At 69.3% G+C, this 24,101-nt stretch carries 30 protein-coding genes and 1 tRNA gene; 17 read left to right on the top strand and 14 right to left on the bottom strand.

Features of this window, described 5'->3' with window-relative positions:
* The first annotated feature begins 236 nt into the window (after positions 1–236).
* From ACWGID_RS14805 to ACWGID_RS14790, 4 genes are all read left to right on the top strand, one after another.
* Positions 237–749, top strand: a complete 513-nt coding sequence (locus ACWGID_RS14805; RefSeq protein WP_452196997.1) for a SigE family RNA polymerase sigma factor — start codon at positions 237–239, stop codon at positions 747–749.
* The gene (locus tag ACWGID_RS14800) at positions 746–1,351 is read left to right on the top strand and encodes an META domain-containing protein (protein WP_452196996.1); all 606 of its coding nucleotides are present in this window, start codon (positions 746–748) and stop codon (positions 1,349–1,351) included. Before ACWGID_RS14805 ends, ACWGID_RS14800 begins: the two co-directional genes overlap by 4 nt.
* 93 nt (positions 1,352–1,444) lie before the next feature.
* Entirely contained in the window at positions 1,445–2,734 is a 1,290-nt protein-coding gene (locus ACWGID_RS14795; RefSeq protein WP_452196995.1) for a hypothetical protein, read from the top strand.
* Between the two features lie 42 nt (positions 2,735–2,776).
* Positions 2,777–2,852: transfer RNA gene (locus tag ACWGID_RS14790), tRNA-Arg, on the top strand.
* A 6-nt stretch (positions 2,853–2,858) separates the two neighbouring features.
* On the opposite strand, the gene ACWGID_RS14785 is transcribed toward ACWGID_RS14790, so the two are convergent.
* Positions 2,859–4,169 (bottom strand): chloride channel protein, encoded by a 1,311-nt coding sequence (locus tag ACWGID_RS14785; protein ID WP_452196994.1) that lies wholly within the window; start codon positions 4,167–4,169, stop codon positions 2,859–2,861.
* Positions 4,170–4,211: 42 nt separating this feature from the next.
* Here ACWGID_RS14785 and ACWGID_RS14780 point away from each other — a divergent pair, with 42 nt between their 5' ends.
* Positions 4,212–4,481 (top strand): hypothetical protein, encoded by a 270-nt coding sequence (locus ACWGID_RS14780; RefSeq protein ID WP_452196993.1) that lies wholly within the window; start codon positions 4,212–4,214, stop codon positions 4,479–4,481.
* Here the strand turns inward: ACWGID_RS14780 and ACWGID_RS14775 are convergent.
* From ACWGID_RS14775 to ACWGID_RS14760, 4 genes are all read right to left on the bottom strand, one after another.
* Entirely contained in the window at positions 4,473–5,060 is a 588-nt protein-coding gene (locus tag ACWGID_RS14775) for a potassium channel family protein (RefSeq protein WP_452196992.1), read from the bottom strand. The two genes, ACWGID_RS14780 and ACWGID_RS14775, sit on opposite strands and share 9 nt — an antisense overlap.
* Positions 5,061–5,284: 224 nt before the next feature.
* Entirely contained in the window at positions 5,285–6,712 is a 1,428-nt protein-coding gene (locus ACWGID_RS14770) for a DUF2252 domain-containing protein (protein ID WP_452196991.1), read from the bottom strand.
* An 8-nt stretch (positions 6,713–6,720) separates the two neighbouring features.
* Positions 6,721–7,548 (bottom strand): MIP/aquaporin family protein, encoded by an 828-nt coding sequence (locus tag ACWGID_RS14765; protein WP_452196990.1) that lies wholly within the window; start codon positions 7,546–7,548, stop codon positions 6,721–6,723.
* Between the two features lie 43 nt (positions 7,549–7,591).
* Entirely contained in the window at positions 7,592–9,058 is a 1,467-nt protein-coding gene (locus tag ACWGID_RS14760; RefSeq protein ID WP_452196989.1) for a DUF2252 domain-containing protein, read from the bottom strand.
* 235 nt (positions 9,059–9,293) lie between these two features.
* Here ACWGID_RS14760 and ACWGID_RS14755 point away from each other — a divergent pair, with 235 nt between their 5' ends.
* From ACWGID_RS14755 to ACWGID_RS14740, 4 genes are all read left to right on the top strand, one after another.
* Positions 9,294–10,202: an NAD-dependent epimerase/dehydratase family protein gene (locus ACWGID_RS14755; protein WP_452196988.1), complete on the top strand. Its 909-nt coding sequence runs from the start codon at positions 9,294–9,296 to the stop codon at positions 10,200–10,202.
* Positions 10,192–10,911, top strand: coding sequence for an LmeA family phospholipid-binding protein (locus tag ACWGID_RS14750; RefSeq protein WP_452196987.1), 720 nt, complete (start codon positions 10,192–10,194; stop codon positions 10,909–10,911). Before ACWGID_RS14755 ends, ACWGID_RS14750 begins: the two co-directional genes overlap by 11 nt.
* A 76-nt stretch (positions 10,912–10,987) precedes the next feature.
* Positions 10,988–11,680 (top strand): PadR family transcriptional regulator, encoded by a 693-nt coding sequence (locus ACWGID_RS14745; RefSeq protein ID WP_452196986.1) that lies wholly within the window; start codon positions 10,988–10,990, stop codon positions 11,678–11,680.
* Positions 11,677–12,291, top strand: coding sequence for a DUF1707 SHOCT-like domain-containing protein (locus ACWGID_RS14740; RefSeq protein WP_452196985.1), 615 nt, complete (start codon positions 11,677–11,679; stop codon positions 12,289–12,291). The genes ACWGID_RS14745 and ACWGID_RS14740 overlap by 4 nt, the downstream gene beginning before the upstream one ends.
* Here the strand turns inward: ACWGID_RS14740 and ACWGID_RS14735 are convergent.
* Positions 12,288–12,677 carry a VOC family protein gene (locus ACWGID_RS14735; RefSeq protein ID WP_452196984.1) on the bottom strand — a complete coding sequence of 130 codons (390 nt, stop codon included), beginning with the start codon at positions 12,675–12,677 and terminating at the stop codon, positions 12,288–12,290. The two genes, ACWGID_RS14740 and ACWGID_RS14735, sit on opposite strands and share 4 nt — an antisense overlap.
* Before the next feature lie 48 nt (positions 12,678–12,725).
* Here ACWGID_RS14735 and ACWGID_RS14730 point away from each other — a divergent pair, with 48 nt between their 5' ends.
* The 4 genes from ACWGID_RS14730 to ACWGID_RS14715 are packed head-to-tail and all read left to right on the top strand — an operon-like array spanning position 12,726 to position 15,112.
* Positions 12,726–13,310 carry a helix-turn-helix domain-containing protein gene (locus ACWGID_RS14730; protein ID WP_452196983.1) on the top strand — a complete coding sequence of 195 codons (585 nt, stop codon included), beginning with the start codon at positions 12,726–12,728 and terminating at the stop codon, positions 13,308–13,310.
* 14 nt (positions 13,311–13,324) lie between these two features.
* Positions 13,325–13,861 (top strand): DUF6036 family nucleotidyltransferase, encoded by a 537-nt coding sequence (locus tag ACWGID_RS14725; protein ID WP_452196982.1) that lies wholly within the window; start codon positions 13,325–13,327, stop codon positions 13,859–13,861.
* Between the two features lie 30 nt (positions 13,862–13,891).
* Entirely contained in the window at positions 13,892–14,251 is a 360-nt protein-coding gene (locus ACWGID_RS14720; protein WP_452196981.1) for a hypothetical protein, read from the top strand.
* Positions 14,252–14,281: 30 nt separating this feature from the next.
* Positions 14,282–15,112, top strand: coding sequence for a PhzF family phenazine biosynthesis protein (locus ACWGID_RS14715; protein ID WP_452196980.1), 831 nt, complete (start codon positions 14,282–14,284; stop codon positions 15,110–15,112).
* Here the strand turns inward: ACWGID_RS14715 and ACWGID_RS14710 are convergent.
* Positions 15,096–16,154 (bottom strand): lipoate--protein ligase family protein, encoded by a 1,059-nt coding sequence (locus ACWGID_RS14710; protein ID WP_452196979.1) that lies wholly within the window; start codon positions 16,152–16,154, stop codon positions 15,096–15,098. The genes ACWGID_RS14715 and ACWGID_RS14710 overlap by 17 nt on opposite strands.
* Positions 16,155–16,200: 46 nt before the next feature.
* Here ACWGID_RS14710 and ACWGID_RS14705 point away from each other — a divergent pair, with 46 nt between their 5' ends.
* Positions 16,201–16,833 (top strand): hemerythrin domain-containing protein, encoded by a 633-nt coding sequence (locus tag ACWGID_RS14705; protein WP_452196978.1) that lies wholly within the window; start codon positions 16,201–16,203, stop codon positions 16,831–16,833.
* Between the two features lie 35 nt (positions 16,834–16,868).
* On the opposite strand, the gene ACWGID_RS14700 is transcribed toward ACWGID_RS14705, so the two are convergent.
* Positions 16,869–17,450 (bottom strand): adenylate kinase, encoded by a 582-nt coding sequence (locus ACWGID_RS14700; protein ID WP_452196977.1) that lies wholly within the window; start codon positions 17,448–17,450, stop codon positions 16,869–16,871.
* Between the two features lie 207 nt (positions 17,451–17,657).
* A complete protein-coding gene (locus ACWGID_RS14695; protein ID WP_452196976.1) occupies positions 17,658–18,035 on the bottom strand; it encodes a YciI family protein in 378 nt (125 codons plus the stop codon).
* A gap of 188 nt (positions 18,036–18,223) precedes the next feature.
* On the opposite strand from ACWGID_RS14695, the gene ACWGID_RS14690 reads away from it, so the two are divergent.
* On the top strand, positions 18,224–18,979 hold the full coding sequence (locus ACWGID_RS14690; RefSeq protein ID WP_452196975.1) for an SDR family oxidoreductase: 756 nt from the start codon (positions 18,224–18,226) through the stop codon (positions 18,977–18,979).
* Here ACWGID_RS14690 and ACWGID_RS14685 read toward each other — a convergent pair.
* Both ACWGID_RS14685 and ACWGID_RS14680 read right to left on the bottom strand, forming a co-directional pair.
* Positions 18,943–19,824: a DUF3800 domain-containing protein gene (locus ACWGID_RS14685; RefSeq protein ID WP_452196974.1), complete on the bottom strand. Its 882-nt coding sequence runs from the start codon at positions 19,822–19,824 to the stop codon at positions 18,943–18,945. The two genes, ACWGID_RS14690 and ACWGID_RS14685, sit on opposite strands and share 37 nt — an antisense overlap.
* 171 nt (positions 19,825–19,995) lie before the next feature.
* On the bottom strand, positions 19,996–20,823 hold the full coding sequence (locus ACWGID_RS14680) for an SAM-dependent methyltransferase (protein WP_452196973.1): 828 nt from the start codon (positions 20,821–20,823) through the stop codon (positions 19,996–19,998).
* Positions 20,824–20,970: 147 nt separating this feature from the next.
* Here ACWGID_RS14680 and ACWGID_RS14675 point away from each other — a divergent pair, with 147 nt between their 5' ends.
* Complete coding sequence (locus ACWGID_RS14675) at positions 20,971–21,516, top strand: dihydrofolate reductase family protein (protein ID WP_452196972.1); 546 nt, start codon at positions 20,971–20,973, stop codon at positions 21,514–21,516.
* Here the strand turns inward: ACWGID_RS14675 and ACWGID_RS14670 are convergent.
* On the bottom strand, positions 21,513–21,818 hold the full coding sequence (locus ACWGID_RS14670) for a YciI family protein (RefSeq protein ID WP_452196971.1): 306 nt from the start codon (positions 21,816–21,818) through the stop codon (positions 21,513–21,515). The two genes, ACWGID_RS14675 and ACWGID_RS14670, sit on opposite strands and share 4 nt — an antisense overlap.
* Positions 21,819–21,877: 59 nt before the next feature.
* Here ACWGID_RS14670 and ACWGID_RS14665 point away from each other — a divergent pair, with 59 nt between their 5' ends.
* The gene (locus ACWGID_RS14665) at positions 21,878–22,447 is read left to right on the top strand and encodes a GNAT family N-acetyltransferase (RefSeq protein WP_452196970.1); all 570 of its coding nucleotides are present in this window, start codon (positions 21,878–21,880) and stop codon (positions 22,445–22,447) included.
* On the opposite strand, the gene ACWGID_RS14660 is transcribed toward ACWGID_RS14665, so the two are convergent.
* Positions 22,410–23,171 (bottom strand): class I SAM-dependent methyltransferase, encoded by a 762-nt coding sequence (locus ACWGID_RS14660; protein ID WP_452196969.1) that lies wholly within the window; start codon positions 23,169–23,171, stop codon positions 22,410–22,412. The two genes, ACWGID_RS14665 and ACWGID_RS14660, sit on opposite strands and share 38 nt — an antisense overlap.
* Complete coding sequence (locus ACWGID_RS14655) at positions 23,168–24,100, bottom strand: SDR family oxidoreductase (RefSeq protein ID WP_452196968.1); 933 nt, start codon at positions 24,098–24,100, stop codon at positions 23,168–23,170. Before ACWGID_RS14655 ends, ACWGID_RS14660 begins: the two co-directional genes overlap by 4 nt.
* Position 24,101: the final 1 nt, after the last annotated feature.

Below are 24,101 nucleotides of genomic sequence, written 5' to 3'. Positions count from 1 at the left end.
TCCGCGCCCCCCCACCCCGCCGGCCGGGGGCCACCCGCCCCGGCCTTGCGGGTCCCTCTCGAGGTCGACCCCCAAGGCAGGTTGCGGCAGCAGGCGCGCCTGCGAACGGCTCGCCCGCCCGCGTACCGACGTACCCGCTCGGCGAGATGTAACTGTGCGGGAAAGGTTGCATCAGGTGGGCGGCTCGGTGCGTCTAATAGATGTGAGGAGTTGTACGCCCAGCCAGGGAGTGGCGAGTGGAGTTCGAGGAGTACGCGGCCGCCCGCGGACAGGAACTGGTTCGGCTCGGGTTCACCGTCTCCGGCGACTACCAGCGTGCGGAGGACCTGGCACAGATCGCGTTGATGCAGGCGTTCCGTTCCTGGCGGAAGGTGCGGAAGGCCGACGATCCGCACCACTACGTCCGGCGGATCCTGGTCAACGAGTTCCTGTCGATGACACGGCGGCGTTCGTACACCGAGGCGCCGACGGCCGACATCGACCCACAGCGCACCGTCCCGGATCACGCCACCGACATCGCGAATTCCGATGACCTGTGGCGATCCCTGGCGACGCTGTCCGCCCGGGAGCGGGTCGTGCTGGTCCTGCGCTACTACCAGGACCTGGACGACCAGACGATCGCCGACGTGCTCGGCATCAAACCGTCCTCCGTGCGTGCGACCGTCAGCCGGGCGCTCGCGTCGCTGCGGCGGAGTCCAACGTACTCAGGGGCCGGCGAGCCCCATCCTGTTGATGAGAGGTTGTCGTGAGCAACACCGATCTCGAGGATGACCTGCGCGGTACCTTCGAACGCGCCGCGGCCTCGGTGCCGCAGAGCACCGGCCTGACCGAGCGCGCCACCACGGGCGGCCGCCGCGCCCAGCGCCGTACCTGGATCGTCTCCGGTGCGGCCGCGGTCGCCGTGGCGGCGGTCGCAGTCGTCGGCTTCGGGCTGGCCGGCTCACGGAACAATCCAACCCAGCCTCCGGTTGCCGCCGCGCCGGCAGCGTCCTCGGCGACGCCGCAGGTGAAGCCGCTGACGGCCCAGACCGTGTCCGGCACCTGGCGAGCGGTGCAGATGGCCGGCTTCAAGGCACTGAAGGCGTCCCGGCCGCAGGATCCGGTGCTGACCCTGCGTCCCGACGGCACGTGGACCGGTTCCGACGGGTGCAACGCCCTGCAGGGGACGTACACGATCGGTCAGCGTGGCGCGTTCACGGCGACGTCGGGGCCGCAGCACATGATCGGGTGCGACAACGTGCCGCACACCGGCGTACTGCAGGCAGCCAAGCGGGTCGCGGTGGACGGCGACACCCTGAAGTTCTTCGCGACCGACGGGCGCCAACTTGCGAGTTACGCTCGCGCACGGTAGTCGCAATTGCTCGCAGACGGTGACTAGGTCTTGACGCAGCGGAGTCCCTGACCGGACCATCTAGGGGTTTGGTCCACCGATCTGGGGAGCTTCGTGCGACTCTCTGTTACCGTCCCACTGCTCGCTCTCGGCTCAGCTTCACTCTTCGCAGTCGCCCTCACCGTGCCCTCGTCGGGCTCGGTGACGGGCGCCGCAGCGTGCTCGCACGCCCAGCCGAGTACGAGCTCGACCGATGCGAAACGACTCTCCCAGCCGACGTCCACCTCCGACGCCCGCCCGCTCGGTGAGTCGCTCGGCGACGGCATCTCCGCGGCGGTCGACTCCCTCGAGCCGCTCGACGCGACCGGCCGCCCGAAGTCCGGTCTGCCGTACGGACTCAGCCAGGGCATCATCGGCGTGGTCGGCTCGGCGACGAGCGGGTACAAGGTCGTCGTCGACTCCGCGAAGCTGGACAGCAAGAAGTACCAGTCCGCGATGGCCCGGAACCTCCCGGCGGCCGGCAAACAGATGGTGAAGATCGAGCGCAGCTGCCGCTCGGCCAAGTCCATCGCCGACACCTGGACCACCGTCGGCGACCGTTCGTGGTCCGCCGACGCGTCCCGTACGACATTCGCCGCCGACCTCGACCCGGTCAGCGAGAACGTCGTCGTCGAGTACGACCAGGCGACGACCTCGCCCGAGTCCCAGGCCGGCCTACGCGAACTGGCCGGCGTACAACTCGTCGCGGGTTCGCTCGCGCGCACGTCCCGGCTGAGTGACACCCCGAAGGGCGGTCACTGGGGCGGTGCCCGGATCACGTCGGCGCTGAAGAACTGCACCGCCGGCTTCTCCGTCGTACGCCGGTCCAACGGCCAGCGCGCCTCGGTCACGGCCGGCCACTGCGGTCAGCGCGGGACGGTCTGGAAGTCCGGCACCAACTACTACGGCACCACCACGGTGCGGACGAACTACCCGGACTACGACCAGTCGCTGGTCACCGGCAGCGCCTACGGCCCGAAGATCTGGACCGACGGCCCCGGCGACACCGTTGCCACCCGCACCGTCACCGGCGGCGGCGACCCCGGCGTCGGCACGGTCGTCTGCCAGTCCGGCAGCTTCAGTACGTCGGTCTGCGGCCTCACGGTCCGTTCGACGTCGGCGCAGTACTGCGATGTCGACGGGTGCACGACGTACGTGATCCGCGCGACCCGCGGCGGGCTGGTGGCGATCATCGGCGGCGACTCCGGCGGCCCGGTCTACTCCCGCCGCGGCAGCAGCTCGGCCACCATCCGCGGCATCGCCTTCGCCGGCGCCGGCTGCGCCGCCTCGCGCTGCACCACCCTCTACGCCGAACGCTACAAATCCATCACCGGCCACCTCGGCGTCACCGCCCTCACCGGCTGACCCCGACCACACCCGCACCTCCGCTAAGCTGTCCCCGCGTGCGCCCCCGTAGCTCAGGGGATAGAGCGTCGGTTTCCTAAACCGTGCGTCGCAGGTTCGAATCCTGCCGGGGGCACCAAGCGCGTCACGAACCCTCCGAGGTCTCCGGTTGTTTGGTGGCCGGTTGGGGTGTGCGGGACTGTCTGCGGGTGGCGAGGAAGTACTTGACGCCTTCGAGGGTGAGGAAGGCGGTCACAACCGCGATCAGGATGGGTGCGGTCTGCAAGGCCCCTACCTGCGTCAGGAACGCGGTCATCAGGACCATCGCGAACGGCGCGGACACCATCGCGCCCGGGACGGCGGCGAGCAGGCAGGAGAACGCCAGTCCGAGCGGTACGCCGGGGATGACCTGGTGCACGATGACTCCGGCCGTGCCGCCGATGAACAGCGACGGAAAGATCGGCCCGCCGATGAAGCCGCTGCCCTGGCTGACGGCGAAGGTGAGCATCTTCGCGATCAGCAGGGTGACGAGCAGGCCCAGGCCGAGGCTGCCCGCGTCGGTGAGCACGACCTTGAGTTGGTCGCTGCCGTTGAACATGGTCAGCGGCAGGGCCACGCCGACGACCCCGAAGATCAGCCCGCCGAGCACCGGTTTGGTCATCTCGGGGAGTTTCAGCCGCTCGAACAGCCGCGCAGCTCCGAGCATGAACCCAGCGAGCACCGTCACCACCAAGGCCGCGAACAGGCCCAGCGGCACCGCGGCCAGGAGCTGCCAGTCCTTGAACGCGTACCCCGGCACTTGGTAGTCGTCGATGAACGCGGCGCCGGCAATGACGAAGTAGACGGCGAACGAGATGCTCGATGCCACGGTCTGTGCGGCCAGGGCCTTGGTGAGCCGCCGTCCGCCCGGGCGGGCGACCTCCAGGATCAGCAGCACCACGATCACCGGGCTGGAGAACAGCCCACCGTAGGCACCGGCGAACCCGGCCAGGGTGTTCACCCCGGCGTTCTCCTTCTTGAGCCTTCGTCGCTCAGCGATCCAGCTGCCGACGCCGCCGCCCATGGCCCCCAGCGCCTTCTCCGGGCCGAGGCTGGCGCCCCCGATCAGCGACACCGTCGAGACCGCCGCGATCCCGGGCACCAACCGAGTATCGACGTGCTCGGTCTGCAGGTCGTCGAACAGCCCCGGAGTCTTCCACGGCACCCGCATCAGCCGCCGTACCAGGCCGACCAGGACACCCGCTGCCACGGCGATCGCGATCCACCACCACTTGCCGCCGAACCAGCCCGAATCGGCATCGCTGTACCACCTGCCGCCGAGCGTGAGCACGCCGATGAAGATCAGCCCGGCGAACGCTCCGAACACCCCGAGAACCACCGCGTAGGCGATCAGCACCCAGAAATCCCGGTGCTGAGTGACCGGCGGTGCGGGGCCCGGCCCGGAAACCGCGGTCACGACCGATCCCGCGCCACAGAGTGCCACCAACCCGCAACAACCATGCCCCGAACGCTAGGGGCGCTCCCCGGCGAAGACATCACCCGCGCGGGATGGCCCTCGCCGGGCGACCTGCTGATGCACGGGGTGGCGATTCGCTTCTGGAACTACGCGGTGTACTGCGGTGCGATTGCCGCGGCCGGTGGGCATCGCTGTGCTCGTCATGCTCCTGGCCGGGCTCCTCAGCAGGCGCACGGCCACAGCGCCGCCGCACCGGACCGGGCAGCCGGCCTGAACGGCTTCCGCTTCGGTGCCGACCGGGCGTCACTGTGAGGTGTCTGCCGGTTCGTCCGCTGCGTCCGGCCGCGGTGCTGCCTTGCGTTGCCGGCCACGCTGGACCGCGCCGACGACGACCTTGATCGCCACACCGAAGACGATCAGGTCGGCGATCATCTGCCCGGTGACCACCATCCGCGCCGCATCGCTCTTGGCGGTGATGTCACCGAACCCGACCGTGGAGAACACGGTGACGGTGAAGTACAGGGCTTCGCTGTGGGTCAGATGCTCGCCGAAGCTGCTCGCCGACCGCGCGGCCATCACGACGTAGGTGGAGGCGAACAGCAGCAGGAACAGCGGCACGCTGGTGCCCAGCGATTCGACGGCCCGCACCGCGGGGAACGGCGACCGGAGAATCATCAGGACCTGAGCCGTGACCAGAGCGATGAACGCGGCCAACCCGACGACAAGGATGGTCACCGCGGTGAAGGTGGAGGCGTGGTCCAACGGCAGCGCGTAATACAGGGCTACCAGCGCGGCCGCCACCACGGCCACTCGCAGCAGCGCCCACGCCACCCTGCCGAACGAAGGCCGGGCCGCAGCCTCGTACGGCGCTATGCCGGCGCCGGCGGTCATGACGCGCGCCGCGTTCCGCCGACCGCGACCCGGAACGACAGTCCGCCCGGCTGCACGGCGTACTCGTTCCCCGGGTCGCTCGGCATCGCGTCCGTCGCGCGCATCATGCCCTCAGCTTCACGCCGTACCGTGGCCGGCCCCATCACCCCTCGCGGGTGACGCCGTCCTTACTGGTGGAGTGTTTGGCTGGGGAGTTGGCGACCAGCCCCTCGTTCAACGCCCGGTCAGGGCGCGACGGCTTCGATGGTGCCGGCGTCGACCGCCGCCGCGAGTCGTTGGTGGTCGCGGTCGTTGACGTCGGCGTAGGTCAGCGCGAAGTCCGCGACCGCCCGGTCGAAGGTGTCGGACTTCCCGAGGTACGCCGCGATCGCGACCTCATCGCCTCCTCTGCCGTGCGCCCGAGCGAGGGTCCGTCCGCACAGGGCGCCGTACACGCGTAGCCCACCGGGAGTGAGTTTCGACGGGTCGATCTCGCCCTTCATGTCCCACAACTGCCGGACGTAGTAGTCGTTTCCGTCCAATGCGGTCGTCCAGCCGAGGAACTCGTCCGACAGCGCCTGCAGGAGGCGCTGGCCGGCCACCACCCGATGCCCGTGCGTCGGATAACTGCTGGCCGCCACGTACGGCTCGAGAACCGAGGACTCCGCCTGCTTGACCTGGAGGAACAGCACGTCGTCCGGGCTCTTGCCGCGCATCAGGACCACGAAACAGCGGGTGCCGACGCTGCCGACGCCGACCACTTTCCTCGCCATGTCGACGATCTCGTACTGGTCGAGCAGCGTGCGACGGTCGTCTCCAAGACTCCCCCGGTACCCGCCGAACGCCTGCTGGACTGCCTCAGCGATCCGGTCCGCGTCGTCGGCGGACCACAACTGCCGGACCGGGACCAGCAAGGGCGGCCGGCTGGCCAGACGGACCGACACGCCGTCCGACCGGCAAAGCCTGGCCAACGCCCCCAGGCTGTCGCGCGCCCGGGCCTTCGCGAAGATCTTCGCCAGCCGGTCAGGAGACAGTTTGGGCGCCCGGATCCCGAACTCGGCCTCCAGTTGCTCGGCGATGTCGGTGAGTTTCTCGGTGGACATGTGCATGTACCACAGGTCGATCGTCCGTTGGTCGGCGTAGCCCAGCATGGCCTCGCGGTAACCGCGCACCGTCGACCGAGCAGCATCGTGTTGCCGGCCGAGCGGAAGCCCCTTCTGGCGGGCAGCAACCGCGACGCTCGCCGCGAGGCGCTTCACGTCCCACTCCCACGGCCCCGGCAGGGTCTCGTCGAAATCGTTCACGTCGAAGACGAGGTCCCGCTCCGGCGACGCGAACAGCCCGAAGTTCACCAGGTGCGCGTCACCGCATACCTGGACCGTGATGCCGCTGGTGGGACTCCCGGCGAGGTCGTTCGCCATGATCGCGGGACCGCCGCGGAAGAAGGCGAACGGCGACGACAGCATCCGGCCGTAGCGAATCGGGACCAGATCCTTCTCGCGCGTCGTGGCCTGTTCCTCGAGGATGTCGATGGGGTCCGGCCGATCGGACGCCGGCGCCCAATCGCCGTGCGTGTGCCGCGGCGCTCGTTGCCGAGCAGCCTTTCCCATGGCCCGCCGTACCTGCGATGTCAGGTCCGGCGAACTCCCCGCGTCCCCCTCGAAGTCGAACATCGGCCTGCTCAAGTGCGCTCGCGGCGCGAGCCCTCGGTGAGCGGCAGGGCGCCGCCCTCCGCGGCCTCGCGCTCGTCCTTGTCGGGCAGGCCGCGGACGCTTCCGATGATCGCCACGGCGATCGCGGCGCCGAGCAGCGGACCGGCGACGTACACCCACCAGCCGGTGTAGTCGTTGCCGACGATGTCGGGCCCGAGGGTGCGGGCCGGGTTCATCGACGCGCCACTGATCGGGCTGGCGAACAGGCCGAGCAGCGCGACCGTCGAGCCGACCGCGATGGCCGCGTTGTGGCCGATGCTGCGGGCGCCGGTCGCCGTGTTCAGGATGATGCTGACCAGGATCGCGGTCAGGATCGTCTCCATCACGAACGACTTCCACTCCCCGCCGGACGAGCTGATCGGATAGTTGCTGCCCTGGCTGACGTCGCCGAACATCCCCTGCAGGAACAGTGCCGCACAGATCGCTCCGGCGAACTGCACCAGCCAGTACGGCACCAGCCACTTCGGCGGGAAGACGCCCCGGGCCGTGAAGGCGAAGGAGACGGCGGGGTTGATGTGCAGGCCCGACAGCGGGCCCCAGGCGTAGATCATCGCCATCACGGCCGCTCCGGGCGCGATCACCGCCGCCGTCCTGCTGATCGGCGCGTTGCCCACGTAGTGGTTGATCACCCCGGATCCGGCCGCCACCGTGACCAGCACGAACGTGCCCAGGAACTCGATGATCAGCCGGATCCACAACGGTCGTTGCCGGAGCACGTCTTCCTCGAACCGGACGAAGTACCGGCGCCCGAGGGCCGCTGGACGGTCGAGCTCGGGATCGATGGCGGGATCTGCCATGAACGTCTCCCTTCCTGTTCTGCGGTGCAGACTGTTCTGTGGTTCAGACGCCGGTGGTCGCTTCGACCTTGCCGGCCTTGACGGCGTGCTCGAGCGCGGCGTAGTCGCGTTCGTTCTGGTCGGCGTAGGTTTCGGCGAAGTCGGCGATCGCCTGGTCGAAGACGTCCGAGCCACCGAGGTAGGCGGCCAGCACGACGCGGTCGCCGGAGCGGGCGTGCGCGCGGGCCAGGGTCGATCCGCACAGGCGGGCGTACAGCGACATCCCCGAGGGCACCGCTTGCTCGATCGGGAAGGAGAACTTCCAGTCCTTGAGCTGACGCACGTAGTAGTCGCGGTCCACGCCGTCCGGGCCCGGAACGCGGGTCCAGCCGAGGAAGATGTCGCTCTCGGCCTGCATCAGGTGCTGTCCCGCGACCACCCGCTCGCCCTGGTTGGTGTACTGGCTGCGCCCGCAGTACTCCGCCAGGACCGAGTCCTGTGCCTCCTTGGCCTGCAGGAACACGGGTTCCACCCCGTCTCCGCTGTCCATCAGCACGATCCACGCGCGGGTACCGACACTGCCCACGCCGACGACCTTCCGCGCCGCCTGGACCAGCGTGAACTGCTCAAGCATGTGCCGCCGGTCGGACTGCAGGGTACGCCGGTACTTGCCCAGCATCTTGCGGATCTGCTCGTACACCGCATCGGCCTGCTCGTCGGCGAAGACCTCCTCGATCGGGACGACGATCGGCGCGTCGCTGATGATCTGCCGCCGGCCGTCGACGACCGTGGTCAGCTTGCGCAGCACCTGCGCGCTGTCGTGGGTGTGGGCCTTGGCGAGCATCTTCTCGGTCGCGGCGAACTGCTTCGACGTCATCTCGGACTGCAGGTCCCGCAGGGCCTGCTCGATGTCGAGGTGCGTGTACCAGACGTCCAGGAACTCCTCGTGCGCGAACCCGCGCATCGCCGTCCGGTAGCCCTTGACCGCGGCAAGCACGATCTCGCGGCGGCGCTTGCGCCCGTACCCGTTGGTTCGTCCGGCCACCGCGAGGCTGGCCGCCAGCCGTTTGACGTCCCATTCGAACGGCCCGGGCAGCGTCTCGTCGAAGTCGTTGACGTCGAACACCAGCTGCCGCTCGGGCGAGGCGAATGCGCCGAAGTTAGCCAGGTGCGCATCACCGCACAGCTGCACCCGCAGCCGCGACGTCGGCGTCGTGGCCAGGTCGGCCGCCATCGGCAGCGCCGCGCCCCGGTAGAACGAGAACGGCGACGCCAGCATCCGCCCGTGCCGGATCGGCACCAGCTCCGGTACCCGCGTCTTCGCCTGCTCCAGGAGCAGCCCGATCGGATCCCGCGAGGCGATGGGCCGGAACTCCGCGTGCGACTCCCGTGGAGTAGCTCCGCGGGCGTCCTTCCCTAGTGCGACTCGATCCGCCCGGCTCAACCGGGTGGCGTCCTTGTCCTGTTCCAGGTCTCTGCGCGCCGACCGCGTGGCGGGACTCGCCGTTTTACCCCGGGTCGTCACAGTCATAGCTCCCCTTCCAGCCACACCATCGAGAAAGTGCATCGGGCACAGGAGGGCCGCGGGCCGCGAGAACGGCGTCGTTCCCTCGACCACGCTCCCTACCCTGGTACGGACGGACCCGGCCGGCATCACCCCTGCCGGGTGACGAAAGCCCGGGCCATCGCGCTGCGTGGCAGGCCTGCGCGGCTCTGTGGTCGTGGGCATCGGTACTGTGTGAGAGATCTGGACGGAGAGGGATCGCGTGCGTGTCGTTGTCGGTGCTGGTGCGGTGGGGACCGCTGTCGCGCGGTTGCTGGTGGCTCGCGGTGAGAAGGTGCGGGTCATCACGCGGTCCGGAGGTGGACCGGACGGGGTGGAGCGCGTCGCGGCCGACGCCCGATCCGGATTGACGCAGTACGTCGATGGCGCGTCGACGATCTACTCGTGCGCGGGACCGGCGTACAACAAGTGGACGACCGAGTGGCCGCCGCTCAATGCGGCGTTGATCGCCGCCGCGGAGGCCAGCGGCGCGGTGCTGGTCACCACCGGCAACCTCTACGGGTACGGCGCTGTCGACGGCCCGATGACCGAAGAGCTGCCGCTGCTGCCCAACACCGTGAAGGGGCGGGTACGGGCGCAACTCTGGACCGACGCCCTGGCGGCCCACGAGGCCGGGCGGATCCGGACGGCTGAGGTGCGCGGCTCGGACTACCTCGGCGCTGGCGCGGTGTCACCGTTCAGCGTCACCGTGTTGCCGAAGGTGATCGCCGGCAAGCGCGGACTGATGCCGGGCGACCTCGACGCGCCACACAGCTGGACGTACGTCGGTGACGTCGCGCGAACACTGATCGCGATCGCCGACGACGAGAGCGCGTGGGGACGTGCCTGGCACGTGCCGACGCCGGCGCCGCTGTCGGTGCGGGAGCTGGCCCGTCGTGCCGCCGATCTGGCCGGGGCACCCCCCGCGCGGGTCGCGGCGATGCCGGCCGCGATACTCCGGCTAGCTGGGTTGGTGGACCCGGCCGCCCGGGAGATGGTGGAGATGCAGTACCAGTGGCAGCGGCCGTTCGTCGTCGACTCCACCGCCACGACTGTTGCGTTCGGCATCAAACCTACGACCACCGACGACGCGCTCCGGGAAATGATCGGGAAGGGCAACAATGAGCTCTAACGGACCAGGCCGGTGGATCCGCCGCCTCGTCGTCACGCTGGTACTGCTGGCGGTGCTGGCGGTCGTCGTCGACCGGATCGCGCTGACGGTCGCCCAGAACCAACTCGCGACGCGAGCCGATACGCAGGCCCGGAAGTACGACGTCCACTCGTCGGACACCTCGGTCAAGATCAACGGCTTCGGGTTCCTGCCGCAGCTGTACAACGAGAAGTTCTCCAGCGTCACGATGACGATGCTGAAGCCGAAGTTCTCCGGGGTCCCGGCCGAGAGCCTGAAGGTCGACATGCACGACGTGCATGTGCCACGGTCGCTGGTGCTCAACCAGAAGGGCACGGTGACTGTCGACACGACGGATCTCCAGTTGAAGCTGTCGCCGCGTGAGCTCGGCCGGCTCGCGGTCAAGAGCACCGGACTCGAGGGCCTGCAGATGCCGGTCGTCGACGGCAAGGTGCATGCCCAGGCGACGGTCCAGGGCGTCAAGATCGACGTACCGGTCCTGCCGCAGATCCAGAACGGCAAGATCGCCGTGGACGTCTCCCAGTTGTCGACCACGCTTCCGTCGGTACTCCGGAACGCCCTGAAGAACCAGCTCGCGCAGGGGATCACGATCCCCCCGCTGCCGTTCGGCGCCCAGCTCAGCGGGGTCTCCGTGGTGGGTGGCGCGGTGGTGCTGACGGCGACGGCGTCCGGGCTGAACTTCAACGCCTGAGTTTCCTTGGGTTGCGATTGTTCGCGATATATCGTCGAACTATCGCAATCACATTCGTGAGGAACGGGTGGTCGAGATGACCGGATCGGCGTACGCCGCGGGCTGGCCCTGGCAGCAGCTCGCACGGCATTGTTCGAACTTCGACGACATCGTGGATGAGCTGCGCGCGGCGATGACCGGCAGCCGGCGGAGCACCAAGGGACACCACCAGCAGCACTTCGGGCCGCAGTGGGGGATGTTCGGCGGCGGGCAGATGTTCGGTCCGCCGTGGGGACCGCCGCCGCGCTGGCGCGGACCCAAGGCGCGCCGCGGCGACGTGCGCGCGGCGATCCTCGCCGTGCTCGCGGAGCAGCCGATGAACGGCTATCAGATCATCCAGGAGATCGCCGAGCGCAGCGGCGGCGTGTGGAAGCCGAGCCCCGGCTCGATCTACCCGACCCTGCAGCAACTCGAGGACGAGGGCCTGGTGACCGCGGACGCGGAGGTCGGGCGGCGGACGTTCCGGCTGACCGACGAGGGCCGGACGTACGTCGGCGAGCACCAGGACGAGGTGTCCGCGCCGTGGGAGACGATGAGCGCTCCCCAGGGTGACGACGAGAACGGGTTCCGCCCGCTGCTCGGCCAGGTCGCGACCGCGATGTGGCAGATCCTCGCCAGCGGTACTCCGGACCAGCAGGCGCGGGCGCGGGACGCGGTCGCGGATCTGCGGCGCAAGCTGTACGGGATCCTCGCCGAGGACGGCGACAGCACTGAACAGGACCGCTCATGACATCGCCCGACCGGGACCGCCGGCGGCGTGGCGGTCCCGGCGCCGGCCGCCGGCGCGATTGGCAGGGCTGGAACGGCCCCCGGTGGTACGACGAGTCCGCTGCCGACCGGCCCGAACAGGGGCGCGGTGGCCCCGGGTGGGGCGGTCGTTGGGGCGGCCCCGGCTGGGTCGGCGACTGGCGCGAGACGAGCTGGGACGACCCACGGGATGCGGGGCGTGACGGCCGGCGCGGCGACGTACCGGCGAAGCGGGTGCGGATCGGGGACGCCGAGCGAGACCAGGCCGTTGCTCTGCTGAGTGAGCATTTCGTGGCCGGGCGGCTGACCCAGGCCGAGTTCGAGGAGCGCAGCGAGCAGGCGACGCGCGCGCGGTACTCCGACGATTTCGACCAGCTCTTCGACGACCTCCCGTCGACGACGGAACTGGTACCGCACGGCGCGGCCCGACCGCTGCGGCGGCCCGGTCCACCGCCGGCGTTCATGATGATCGCGCCGTTCCTGATGGTCGGCCTGGTGATCAGCTCGATCGCCCTTACCGCACCGTGGCTGCTGTGGGGCCTGTTCTGGATCGTGATGATCAGCGGCATGACCAGGCGTCGCTGGCAGAACTAGACCTGCCGCCGCTGCCGGGCCCGCGGGATCTCCTCCGCGAACTCGACCACGAACCCGTCCGGGTCGGCGACGTGGACCGTCCGATGTCCCCACGGACGGTCCGCCGGCCCACTCAGCAGCGGTACGCCGGCTGCGCGCAACCGCTCGGCGTACGCATCGACATCGTCCACCGGCACCACCACTTCCCCACCGGCGCCGGGTGTCACCGTGCTCTCGGTCAGCCACTCCGCGCGCCGCCGCTCGTACAACGCGAACCGCACCCCACCCGCGTCGAACTCCGCATACCCCGCGTCGGTGAACTTGTACGCGAACCCGACCACGTCCCGGTAGAACCCGACGGACGCCTCCAGATCCCCGACATACAAGATCAGATACCCGATCTCCATCTCACCTCGTATTGTTCGTCGTCTACTGTTGCATATATGCTACCAGGTATGAGTGCAGGCGAACTGCTCAGACGGGCACGCGAGGACGCCGGCCTGTCGCGGAGCGCGCTCGCCACCAGGGCCGGAGTCCCGACGTCCACGGTCTCGAGGATCGAGACCGGCTTCAGTGATCCCACGTTGACGATGCTTTCGCGACTGATCGCGGCCGCCGGTCAGCACCTGACGCTGACCGTTGAACAGTCCCAGTTGCCTCCAGAACTCACGATCGCGCGCCTGGCAGGGGCCCATTCCCCGGGCGCGAAGGTTCGCAAGGTCAACTGGACGCGCTTGCGCGGTTTCATCGACACAGTCGTCGAGCATCGCGATCTCACCGCGACAGCGATCGCGTCCCCGCCGCACCGAACCGGCGACGCCGCGTTCGACGCGCTCCTGGCCGGCATGGCGGAGAAGCTCGCCGACGACGCCGGGGTCCCGCGACCCCGATGGACCAGGTCGGTTCCGCCCTCCCCCACCCCATGGGAGGCGCCTGGTACGCCGGCGCGGGTCCGCCAGGCACGAGCGCAAGCTCCGGCACAGCTCGCAGCACGCAACATCTGGCTCGCCGAGCATGATCTCTGGCGCGACGCAGCATGAGTCACGGTTCGCCTATGCCGAGCGCCGCCGTGCTCGGCAAGGCTGAGATCCTCAACCATCTGGCAGAAGTTGCCGATGAGTTGGCTCGCGAAGACCTCGTCTGCCGACTGGTGGTCGTCGGAGGTTCGTACCTGGCGCTGCATGGCCTGCGAGAGTCCACCGCGGATGTCGATTCCCTGACCCGGTTGACCGAGGACGTCAAAGCCGTCGTACGCCGGGTTGGCGAACGGCACGGCCTGCGGCCGACTTGGCTCAACGACTCGGCGGCTATGTTCATGCCTGCCGGACTCGATCTCGATGAGTGCGCCGTGCTGTACGAACACAGCCATCTCACGGTTCTGGGCCCTCCGCCGGAGCAGGTGTTCTTGATGAAACTGCTGGCCGGCCGCGCACCGGACCATGACGACCTGACTGCCCTGTGGCCGAGGTGTGGATTTGCCGACGCTCAGACGGCGGTGGACGCCTACTACGTTGCCTATCCGTTCGAGGAGCACGACCCGCATCTCGTCGATTACGTCCAGCAGATCGCAGAGCTGGCCGGCAACGCTTGATTGTCGGTGGCACCGCATAGCGTCATCGGCATGTATTCCGGAGTGTTGATTGTCGAGAGTCTTGGGGTTGGGGCCGAGGTGGCTGACATCCCGTTGGCTGTCCGGAAGGTCAGCCGGATTGCCGTCGGTGGTACGTCGGTGGCCCAGCCTGATGTCTGGTCGTTGCTCGAGTTCGACGTCGAGCGTGGGGCGGAGCTGGCCGAGGTGTTGTCGCGAACGCTGGCGAGTCCGGGGTGGTACGCCGACTTTCACGACGAGCACGAGAGCTTCGTGATCTTCCCCGGGCGGGTGTTCCGGTACCGGCGTGGCGACGACGCGGCGCGGGAGGAGGCGAAGGAGTTCGGACGTGGGCTGGCGATTCCGGAGCAGCAGCTCGACTGGACGCGATAACCGCTGGCGGGCGGTGATTGGATGGCTGGTATGACGACCGTTCTTCGCTACACCGCCTTCGCGTCCGACCCGGCCGGTGGTAATCCGGCCGGCGTGGTTCTGGACGCGCGCGGGCTCGACGACGCCACCATGCTGTCGATCGCGGCCGACGTGGGGTACTCCGAGACCGCCTTCCTCACCGAGGGCCCGGACGGCAGCGGCCCGCTCCCGGTGCGGTACTTCTCCCCCAAGGCCGAGGTCCCGTTCTGCGGGCATGTCACGGTCGCCACGGCCGTCGCTTTGGCGGAGCGCCACGGTCCGGGCGAGATCGTCTTCTCGACGCCGGCCGGCATCGTGCCGGTCACCGTCGACGACACCCTCCGCGCGACCCTCACCAGCGTCGAGCCGGCCGTCGAACCGGCCGGGGACATCACCGAGGTCCTCGACATCCTGCGCTGGTCCGCCGACGACCTCGACCCGGCCCTGCCACCACGGATCGGGTACGCCGGAGCGCGCCACCTGATCCTGGGTACCGCGACCCGGCAACGACTCGCGGCGCTCGACTACGACTTCGACCGCCTGCTCGCGTACATGCTCGGCCTCGACCTCACCACCCTGCAGCTCGTCTGGCGCGAATCGCCGACCGTCTTCCACGTCCGCGACCCGTTCCCGGTGGGCGGCGTGGTCGAGGACCCGGCGACCGGTGCCGCCGCGGCCGCGTTCGGGGCCTACCTGCGCGAGCTCGGGCTCGGGCAGCCGTCGATCACGCTGCACCAGGGCGACGACCTCGGGCGGCCGAGTCTCATCACGGTCGAGCTGCGCCCCGACGACAACCGCGTGCGGGTCAGCGGCAACGCCGTACCGATCACGGCACCCGCGTGAGCCACTCCTCGGTGCCGAACTTCGCGGCGACCCGCTCGGAGGCGACGGCGACGGTCGCGTCGTCGATCGCCCCGGATTCCAGGCCGTAGCGGTTCCGGAACGTGCCGACCATCCGCTCGATCACGTCCGCGCGGTCGAGCCCGGTCTGACTGCGCAGCGGGTCGACGCGCTTGTTGGCGCTCGTGGTGCCCTTGTCGGACAGCTTCTCGCGGCCGATCCGCAGTACCTCGAGCATCTTCGAGGCGTCCATGTCGTAGGCCATCGTCACGTGGTGCAGGACGGCGCCGCCGGCGAAGCGTTTCTGGGCGGCGCCGGCGATCTTGCCCGCCGGCGAGGTGATGTCGTTGATCGGCTGGTACGTCGCCGCGATACCGAGATCGTTGAGCGCGCCAATGACCCAGTCGTCGAGGAACGCGTACGACTCGACGAACGACAGTCCGGAGACGAGTGATTCCGGAACGTACAGCGAGTAGGTGATCGTGTTGCCCGGTTCGACGAACATCGCGCCGCCGCCGCTGATCCGGCGTACCACGGTCACGTCGTGGCGGGCCGCGCCGTCGAGGTCGACCTCGTTGCGCACGGACTGGAAGCTGCCGATGATGACCGCGTTCGACGACCACTCCCACAGGCGCAGCGTGGGTGGGCGTTCACCCGACCCGACCTGCTCGGTGAGCACCTCGTCGAGGGCCATCTGCAGCGCCGGCTCCCGCGGTACGTCGTGCACGAACTGCCACGCGTGATCCCGCCATCCGGTCGCGCCGGTCAACGCCCGGCGTACCGCGACCGCGACCGCCTCGGGCGAGAACCCGAGCATCTCGACGCCGTCGCCCAGCGCGCCACGCACCCGGGCCGCGATCTGCGCCGCCGCGGTGTCCACCGGGAGCCCTGCCAAGGCACCGTTGATCCGCTCCAGCGCGTCGTCCGGCTCGAGGAAGAAGTCCCCGGAGATCTGCGCGCTCCGCACGTGTTCATCGACGACATCCAGATCGGCGACCACGAGCTTGCCGCCCGGCACCTTGTACTCACCATGCATATTCACCATCAACTTGCTCTGGTCAACGGTTGTTCCCGGACGGATACTCCGGGTCATGGGGGAAATGAGCATGAACCGCGCGATCCACGCCGCCGTACGCCGGGATCTGGATCGCTTCATTGACGCATTGGGAGAGTTCCCGGCCGGGGACCGGCAGCGGGCCGAGCAGCTGGCGACGGCCTGGAAGAACTTCGACGCGCAGCTCACCCGGCACCACCAGGGTGAGCACGACATCGCCTGGCCGGCCTTGGAGAAGGTCGGTGTGAGCCACGACGTACTGACGGAGTTGGACGCCGAGCACGACACCATGGCCGACGCGCTGGCGACCACCCGGACCGCGATGGCTGCGCTGCAGAGGTCGGCGAGCACCTCGGACGCGGAGGCCGCACTGACCGCGATGCGCGGGCTGCAGCGGGCCACCGTTCAGCACCTCGACCACGAGGAGGCGGAGATCGAGTCCGTCTACCTGGAGAAGGAGGGTACGCCGGAGATGCGCGCGATGGGCCGCGAGTTCGCGAAGGTCGGCCCGACCGAGGGCGGCACGTTCTTCGCCTGGGCGCTGGACGGCGCGACACCGGCCGAGTCCGACGCCATCACCGGCACCGTGCCGAAGCCGGTGCTCACGCTGATCGTCGGTCTGTTCGGCCGCACCTACCGCAAGTCGGTCGCCCCGACCTGGCGCAACTGACGGATCCTCCTGGCCGTGGTTGCCACCAGCAACGGTCAGGCGGCCTGCTTGAGTTCGACCGCGACCTGCCACACACTCGCACGAACGGTGTCGACGTCGGGGGACGCGTCGACCTCGTAGTGGATGCCGCGGTCGGCGTAGAAGTCGAGCAGCGGTGCGGTCTGTTCGTGGTAGACCTCGAAGCGGCGGCGGATCACGTCTTCGGTGTCGTCCGAGCGGTGCTCGATCTCGGCGCGCCGGAGCAGCCGGGTGACCAGAGCGTCCACCTCGACCTGCAGGACGACGGCCGCGTCGAGCGAACGCCCTTGCCCGTGGAGCATCTCGTCCAGGACCTTCGCCTGGTGGAGCGTCCGCGGGTAGCCGTCGAGGACGAAACCCGGACGGGCGTCGGCGCCGGCGAGCCGGTCGCGGACCATCCCGTTGGTGACCTCGTCGGGCACGTACTCCCCCGCGTCGAGATAGCCCTGTGCCGTCCGGCCGAGCTCGGTCCGCTCCGCGATGTTGCGGCGGAACAGGTCGCCGGTGGAGACGACGGGCACCCCGAGATGGCCTGCCAGATGACCCGCATGCGTCCCTTTGCCCGCCCCCGGCGGCCCCATCAGCAAGACAGTCGTCACGGCCCACCCCTCCTGACGCTCGATAAGTCATTCAGAGTAAGGGAGCTTTCGCCGCCGCGGTACGGCGTACGTCACTCCGAATCCCGGACTACGTCACACACCGCGCGTTACTGTCCGCAACGGCTGGTTTCGGAACATGTGGCGAAAACTGGAGCGGCACGGCGGGATCCGGCCGGGTCGCTCGGCCGGATCCCGGTGCCGGTCACGTCAGAACTCCCACTCCGGGCGCAGCTCGATGGTGTCGCCAGGTCCGGCGAACTTCTCCGCCAGTTCCTCGGCACGTTCCCGGGTCGCGCAGTCCAGGACGAAGAAGCCGGCCAGCTGTTCCTTCGTCTCGGCGTAGGGGCCGTCGGTGCTGACCGGCTTCTTGCCGTCGTGCCGGTAAACCCGGCCGGTCTTCGGGGCGTCCAACGCCAGCCCGCTGACCAGCTCACCGGACGCGGACAGCTCGGTGAGCATCGCGTCGAACTCCTTGCCCATCGCCGCCCGCTCGTCGGCCGGGACCGCGCGGCCGACCTCGGTGAAGTCGATCGTCGGGTGTCCCCACGGCTGCATGTTCGAGTGGATCAGTACCACGTACTTCATCTCGGACCTCCAGGTCGCTGTCTCCGCCGGTACGCCGTTGTGCGCCCGACACCCCCTACGTCGGAGGCGCCGGCAGACCCTCGACATTTTGCCTGGATGTATTCCAGCTCACATTCGGTCACACTCCCCCCACCCTGCTCCGTCAGCGCATCAGAACCCCACAGAGTCCCAGCGAACGGAGCGCGACCATGAGCACCATCCTCGTCACCGGCGGTACCGGAACGATCGGCCGGCAGGTGGTCCCGCTGCTGCAGGCGGCCGGCGGCAAGGTCCGCGTCCTCAGCCGGCACGCGCAGGACCGCGGCGACGGCGTCGAGTACGTGGCCGTCGACCTGCTGACCGGCGACGGTCTCGAGGCGGCGGTGGACGGCGTGGACGTCGTCCTGCACCTCGCCGGCGGCCCGAAGGGTGACGACATCGGCACCCGCAACCTGGTGCAGGCGGCCGAGCAGGCCGGCGTCGGCCACCTCGTACACATCTCGGTGACCGCGGTCGACCAACTGCCGCTGACCTACTTCAAGTCCAAGCTCGGCGCCGAACAGGCGGTCCGCGGCTCCACGGTGCCGTCGACGGTACTGCGGGTCGCCCAGCTGCACGATTTCGCCTGGAACACGGTGCGGGCGATGGCGAAACTGCCGATCCTCCCGACGCCCGGTGGGATCCGGTTCCAGCCGGTCGACAGCCGGGACGTGGCCCAGCGGCTGGCCGAACTGACGCTCGGCGAGCCGCAGGGTCTGGTCCCCGACCTGGTCGGCCCGAAGGTGTACAGCCTGTCAGAGCTCGCCCACGACTACCTGAAGGCGACCGGCAAGCACCGGCTCTCGCTGCCCGTCCGCGTCCCGGGCAAGGCGGGCAAGGTGTACCGCGCGGGCGACAACCTGACCCTGACCGGCGCCACCGTCGGCACTCACACCTGGGAGGACTTCGTCGCCGCGCAGGTGTAGGGCGCCAGCAGTTCCACCAGGTCCGGTCTGCGGCGCCGGGCGATCCCGGCCAGAAAGTCGGCCACCTGCACCCGCGGATCGTGTTTCGAGTCGACCTGCTCGAACGACCGCAACGGCGCCGGTTCGAACCGTCCGGCGAGGTACTCGCCCAGCCTGGCCACCCGTCCCGGGGTCAGCGCACTCTGCTCGTCGTGCACCACGGCGACCGAACGACCGCCGGCGCTCCAGTACAGCACCGTCTCGGCGAGCGCCGGCACCAGCGGCTCGAGCGGCGGAGGAAGCTCCGGATCCTCGTCGATCAGCCGCTGCATCACCTCCTCGACCCGGGCCCGGGTCACCGCCCGCAGCGCGGGAACGTCGGCCGGCAACGTCGCGAAAAACCGATCGAGCGCCGCGTGATCCAGTAACCGCACCCGCTTCGTCCGCGTCAGGTCCACGAACGCCGCGAGGAACCCGGTCCGATGCCGCAGCGCCGCGACCACCTCCGAGTGATCCGTGGCGAGGCTGGTGCCCGCGCCGTACGACGGCTCCTCGGTGAACAGTTCGAACACCCGCGCGGCGACGTACGCGGTCTTGTCGATGACGTGGACGTGCGCATGACCGCGCAGGGTGCTGAGCAACCATTCCAGCGCGGGTCGTTGCTCGGAGCGCAGGAGTTGGTTGGCCTTGTACTCCGTGCGGCGGCGCAAACGGGTCCGCAGTACGTCGACGAGATCGGCGGCCGCGGTTTCGGGGAGATCGACGCTGGCGTGGGTGATGACGGGTGAGGTGGGGTCGAGCAGGTTGGTTCCGGAGAACCCCGACTCGTCGCACGCGACCTCGACCCAGGATGACTGGGTGGTCATGGGATGGCTGGCTCCAAGGCTGAAGGACTGCACGCTTCGGGGCCCGTCGGCAGGACGGGCTTGATCGGACGCGCCGGCATTCATCGGGGCGCGCGGGCGATCAGTGAGCGGCAGCAGCCTTGGCAGACATGCGACCCATCATGGTCCGGGCGGTCGCCGGACACCAGTGAATTACCCGGGTTTGCGGCCGAGCGCGACCAGCAGGAGCTGTCCCGCGCCGGTGGTGCTGAGCTTCCGCTCGTCGTCCGGCCACCAGGAGGTCAGGTCGACCAGCCCCGGCTCGACCAGCTCGAGCCCGCCGAGGAGCGCCGCCACCTCGTCCCGGGTCCGGAACCGGATGTGCGGGAACGTGTCCCGCAGCTTCCCCTCGATCGCGGTCGAGAACCCAGCCAGCCGGCCACCGTCGCGCGGGTTGATCGGGTGGGTGAGCGCCAGGTACGAACCGGCCGGCACGGCGGCCAGGTAGTCCGCGACGACGGCGCCGGGATCGGCGGCCGAGTGCAGAACCATGCCGAGCAGGATCCCGACCGGGCGGGTCAGATCGAGCGCGCCGGTCACCACCGGATCTGTCAGGACGGCCGCCGCGTCGGTCAGGTCCGCGCCCGCGAAGAAGCTGCGCTGCTCGTCGGCGAGCAGCGCCCGGCCGTGCGAGATCGCGGTCAGGTCGTGGTCGACGTACACGACCTTCGCGGCGGCGTTGGTCCGCAGTACGACGTCGTGGGTGTTCTCCGCGGTCGGGAGTCCGGCGCCGAGGTCGAGGAACTGGTCGATCCGGCCGTCGGTCGCCATCCGGGTCACCGCTTCAGCCATCCACCGGCGGTTCTGCCGAGTCAGCTCGGGCAGTTCCGGGGCGATCTTGAGCAGCTCCTGGACGAACTGCCGGTCGACCTCGAAGGCGTTCTTGCCCCCGAGCAGTACGTCGTACACCCGCGCCTGCGACGCTCGCCCGAGATCGATCGGAGCCGGGTTCGGCGGGCGGACGTCGTCCAGTTCGGGCATCGCCGCTCCACCTCGCCTCACGCACTGGAAACCAAGTTGCCGGAAGGCTACCCAGATCCCAGCCGAACGACCGCAGCGGGGCGTGCCGATGAGTTTTTCCGCGCTCACTCGTCCCAACGAGAACCAACCCACTCTCAGGAGGCACGCATGGCGAAGGTCTTGTACTCGGTGACGATGTCGGTGGACGGCTTCATCACCGGACCGGACGGGGACATGCAGTGGATGCGCCCGTACCTCGGGCCCAATCCGGAGGTCGACGAACTGGTCCCGCGGATCGGGTCATTGCTGGTCGGCCGGCGATCGCACGACGGCGACGACCCACACAAGGGCGAGGCCGGCGAGGGCGAGGCGTTCGGCGGCGGCTGGAACGGCCCGCTGTACGTCGTCACGCACCGCCCACCGTCCACGCCCGAGCCCGATGTCACCTACGTCGACGACTTCCCCAAGGCGCTCGCGCAGGCGAAGGCAGCGGCCGGCGACAAGTACGTGAACGTCATCGGCGCCAACATCGCCAAGCAATGCGTCGAGGCCGGTGAACTCGACGAGGTTCTGCTGCTCTTCGCCCCGGTGATGCTCGGCGACGGCACCCGCCTCTTCGACCACCCCGGCGGCCGCACCGTCCGGCTCCAGCGAAAGAGCGTCACCGAGTCCCCACTCGCCACCAGCCTCTGGTTCGAAGTCGTCAAGGACTAGAAGTCGGCGGCGGTGGGTTGCATGAGGGCGCGGATCTCGACGGAGCGGCCGGGGGCTCGGGTGTCGGGCAGTAGGCGGGCGAGCTCGATCGCGCGGTCGCGGGTGTCGACGTCGATGACGTAGTACCCGTCGATCTGGCTGGGTTCGCACTCGGGCAGCCGGCCGGGTAGCTGGATGGCCAGTTGGGGATCCGCGAGCAGCCCGCTGCCGACCAGTTCACCGGCGTCGTGGGCGGCTCGCTCGAACTCGTCACGCCGCAGCCGTGCCTCCCCGGCACCCCGCAGGATCAGTAGGAACTTCATCGGCGCTCTCCTCTCATAAAAGGACGGAGTCGAGCGCGCGTTCTTGACATGATGGCCCGATGTTCGCGAGCACCGAACGGCTGACCCTGCGCCGTTTCACCCTTGACGATGCCGAACCGTTCGCGGCGTACCGCTCGGTTCCCGCGGTGGCGCGGTACCAGGGCTGGGAGGCGCCGGTGCCGATGGACGAGGCGCGGGAGAACGTCGAGCGGTTCGCGCAGAGCGATCCGGAGGCGCCCGGCTGGTTCCAGTACGCCGTCGACCTGGACGGCGTACTGATCGGCGATATCGGGCTGAACCTGCACAAGAACCTGATGCAGGCCGATCTCGGGTTCACGCTCGCACCGGAATACCAGGGGCAGGGCTACGCGTCCGAGGCCGTGCTCGGGCTGCTGGAGTACGCGTTCGTCGAGCGGGAGCTGCACCGGGTCTCGGCCGAGTGCGACGCCCGCAACACCGCGTCGGCCAAGCTGCTCGAGCGCGTCGGCTTCACGCGTGAGGGACTGCGGCTGTCGAACACGTGGATCAAGCGCGAGTGGACCGACGATCTGCTGTACGGCCTGCTGCGTGACGATTACCTCGGCCGACGGGTCAGCCCGCCGCCGCCCACGCCCGCGCCGTCAGCTTGATCGACCCGTCCGCCTCGATCGGCAGCCGCGCCCGCACGGCGTCGCGCAACGCCAGGTGATCCGGCTCGGCGAGACTCCGCAGGTACGCCGGCGCGACCCCCTGCCCACCGAGGAACGGCTGCCAGTAGTCGTCGAACGACGCGAACACCGTCGGTACGACGATCTCGCGCGTCCGCACCGCATCGAACCCGGCGGCGCTGAACAGCCCCTTCAGCCCTTCCTCGGTGCAGAAAGTGAACCGGCGGCCCTCGTCGTACTCGCGATCCTGCGGACGCACCTCGACCATCGCGTCGAAGAAGTACCGCATCAACTGCATGCCATCGGCGTAGTCCCACACGTAGACGGCGACCGTCGCACCGATCTCGCGGATCCGGCGCAGCGCCTCGACCCGCTCCGGCACGAAGTTGAGCACCAGGCCCGCGACCACCACGTCGAACGGACCGTCAGGCAGCTCGGCCGCCGACCGCACGTCGAAGCTCGCCCGCTCGTCGTGGACGTGCTGCCGGGCGTACTCGACGAAGCCGGCCGACGGGTCGACACCGAGCACCGCCACTGGGTCCGCCGTCCGAAGGATCGTGCTGGTCAGCGCACCCGTCCCACAGCCAACGTCGAGCCAGCGCAGGCCGGCCGGTCGACCGAGCCAGTCGACGAACTCGGTCGCGACGAGCCGGCTCCAGCGGCCGACGTACGACTCGTAGATTCCCCCGCTCGACCACTCGCTCATTTCCGCAGGATAGAGGGCAACGCGACGCCCGTCAGTCCTTCCGAGACCTCCCACAGCCGGGCGTTGACCTCCGGATCGGTGGCGCGCTTCGGGTTCCGGACGAGGGTGGTTTTGCCGACCAGGCCGAACAGACCATCGGGTCCGTAATACTCCCCCGCCTTGGCGGCTGGGTCCGCGGCGGCGAACAGCAGCGGTTCGGTGCCGATCTCCACGTCCTGCTTGGGAATCGGGTTGTGCTCCAGGAAGAGCCGCCACGCGAAGGACTGCCGTTTGGGGCCCAGGTTGGCGCCGGCGCTTTGCAGGTTGGTGCGCGTGTAGCCGGGGTGCGCGGCGACGCTGACCAGACCCCAGTCGCGCTCGGCCGACAGCTTGGCGAGGTGGTTGCTCAGGATCAGGTCCGCAAGCTTCGACTGCGCGTACGCCGCCGTACGCCGGTACCGCCGCTCCCACTGCAGGTCGTCGAACTCGATCTCACCCTGGTACGCCGCCCCGCTCGACATCGTCGCGACCCGAGGCGCCGGTGCGGCGAGGAGCAACGGCAGCAGCCGCACGGTGAGCGCGAACGGACCGAGGAAGTTCGAGCCGAACTGCAGCTCGAAACCGTCCTTCGTGGTGATCCGGGTCGGCGGGACCATCACGCCGGCGTTGTTCACCAGTACATCCAGGTGCGGCTCGTCGGCGCTCAGTTGGTCGGCGAACTCCTGGACCGAGGCGAGGTCGGCGAGGTCGATCCGCCGTACCTCCAGCTGGGCCTCGGGATGCGCGGCGAGGATCTCGGCCTTCGCGGCCTCGCCCTTCGCCGGGGTCCGGACGGCCATCACCACGCGGGCGCCGGCCGCCGCGAGACGTTTCGTGGCCTCTTTACCGGTGCCGCTGTTGGCGCCGGTGACGACAACGAGCTTGCCGGTCTGATCAGGGACGTCGTACATG

Source organism: Kribbella sp. NPDC054772, from assembly GCF_053611945.1.
Note: the sequence above shows the minus strand (reverse complement) of the source record. Positions and strands in the feature narration are given on the sequence as shown.

Coding starts and splice junctions, on each gene's coding strand:
- ACWGID_RS14660 (WP_452196969.1), bottom strand. CDS start 23,171: ATGAGCGAGTGGTCGAGCGGGGGAATCTACGAGTCGTACGTCGGCCGC.
- ACWGID_RS14775 (WP_452196992.1), bottom strand. CDS start 5,060: ATGACCGCCGGCGCCGGCATAGCGCCGTACGAGGCTGCGGCCCGGCCT.
- ACWGID_RS14730 (WP_452196983.1), top strand. CDS start 12,726: ATGAGTGCAGGCGAACTGCTCAGACGGGCACGCGAGGACGCCGGCCTG.
- ACWGID_RS14680 (WP_452196973.1), bottom strand. CDS start 20,823: ATGCCCGAACTGGACGACGTCCGCCCGCCGAACCCGGCTCCGATCGAT.
- ACWGID_RS14665 (WP_452196970.1), top strand. CDS start 21,878: ATGTTCGCGAGCACCGAACGGCTGACCCTGCGCCGTTTCACCCTTGAC.
- ACWGID_RS14690 (WP_452196975.1), top strand. CDS start 18,224: ATGAGCACCATCCTCGTCACCGGCGGTACCGGAACGATCGGCCGGCAG.
- ACWGID_RS14685 (WP_452196974.1), bottom strand. CDS start 19,824: ATGACCACCCAGTCATCCTGGGTCGAGGTCGCGTGCGACGAGTCGGGG.
- ACWGID_RS14770 (WP_452196991.1), bottom strand. CDS start 6,712: ATGTTCGACTTCGAGGGGGACGCGGGGAGTTCGCCGGACCTGACATCG.
- ACWGID_RS14765 (WP_452196990.1), bottom strand. CDS start 7,548: ATGGCAGATCCCGCCATCGATCCCGAGCTCGACCGTCCAGCGGCCCTC.
- ACWGID_RS14675 (WP_452196972.1), top strand. CDS start 20,971: ATGGCGAAGGTCTTGTACTCGGTGACGATGTCGGTGGACGGCTTCATC.
- ACWGID_RS14760 (WP_452196989.1), bottom strand. CDS start 9,058: ATGACTGTGACGACCCGGGGTAAAACGGCGAGTCCCGCCACGCGGTCG.
- ACWGID_RS14705 (WP_452196978.1), top strand. CDS start 16,201: ATGGGGGAAATGAGCATGAACCGCGCGATCCACGCCGCCGTACGCCGG.
- ACWGID_RS14655 (WP_452196968.1), bottom strand. CDS start 24,100: ATGTACGACGTCCCTGATCAGACCGGCAAGCTCGTTGTCGTCACCGGC.
- ACWGID_RS14740 (WP_452196985.1), top strand. CDS start 11,677: ATGACATCGCCCGACCGGGACCGCCGGCGGCGTGGCGGTCCCGGCGCC.
- ACWGID_RS14720 (WP_452196981.1), top strand. CDS start 13,892: ATGTATTCCGGAGTGTTGATTGTCGAGAGTCTTGGGGTTGGGGCCGAG.
- ACWGID_RS14735 (WP_452196984.1), bottom strand. CDS start 12,677: ATGGAGATCGGGTATCTGATCTTGTATGTCGGGGATCTGGAGGCGTCC.
- ACWGID_RS14725 (WP_452196982.1), top strand. CDS start 13,325: ATGCCGAGCGCCGCCGTGCTCGGCAAGGCTGAGATCCTCAACCATCTG.
- ACWGID_RS14710 (WP_452196979.1), bottom strand. CDS start 16,154: ATGGTGAATATGCATGGTGAGTACAAGGTGCCGGGCGGCAAGCTCGTG.
- ACWGID_RS14750 (WP_452196987.1), top strand. CDS start 10,192: ATGAGCTCTAACGGACCAGGCCGGTGGATCCGCCGCCTCGTCGTCACG.
- ACWGID_RS14780 (WP_452196993.1), top strand. CDS start 4,212: ATGCCCCGAACGCTAGGGGCGCTCCCCGGCGAAGACATCACCCGCGCG.
- ACWGID_RS14745 (WP_452196986.1), top strand. CDS start 10,988: ATGACCGGATCGGCGTACGCCGCGGGCTGGCCCTGGCAGCAGCTCGCA.
- ACWGID_RS14715 (WP_452196980.1), top strand. CDS start 14,282: ATGACGACCGTTCTTCGCTACACCGCCTTCGCGTCCGACCCGGCCGGT.
- ACWGID_RS14695 (WP_452196976.1), bottom strand. CDS start 18,035: ATGAAGTACGTGGTACTGATCCACTCGAACATGCAGCCGTGGGGACAC.
- ACWGID_RS14670 (WP_452196971.1), bottom strand. CDS start 21,818: ATGAAGTTCCTACTGATCCTGCGGGGTGCCGGGGAGGCACGGCTGCGG.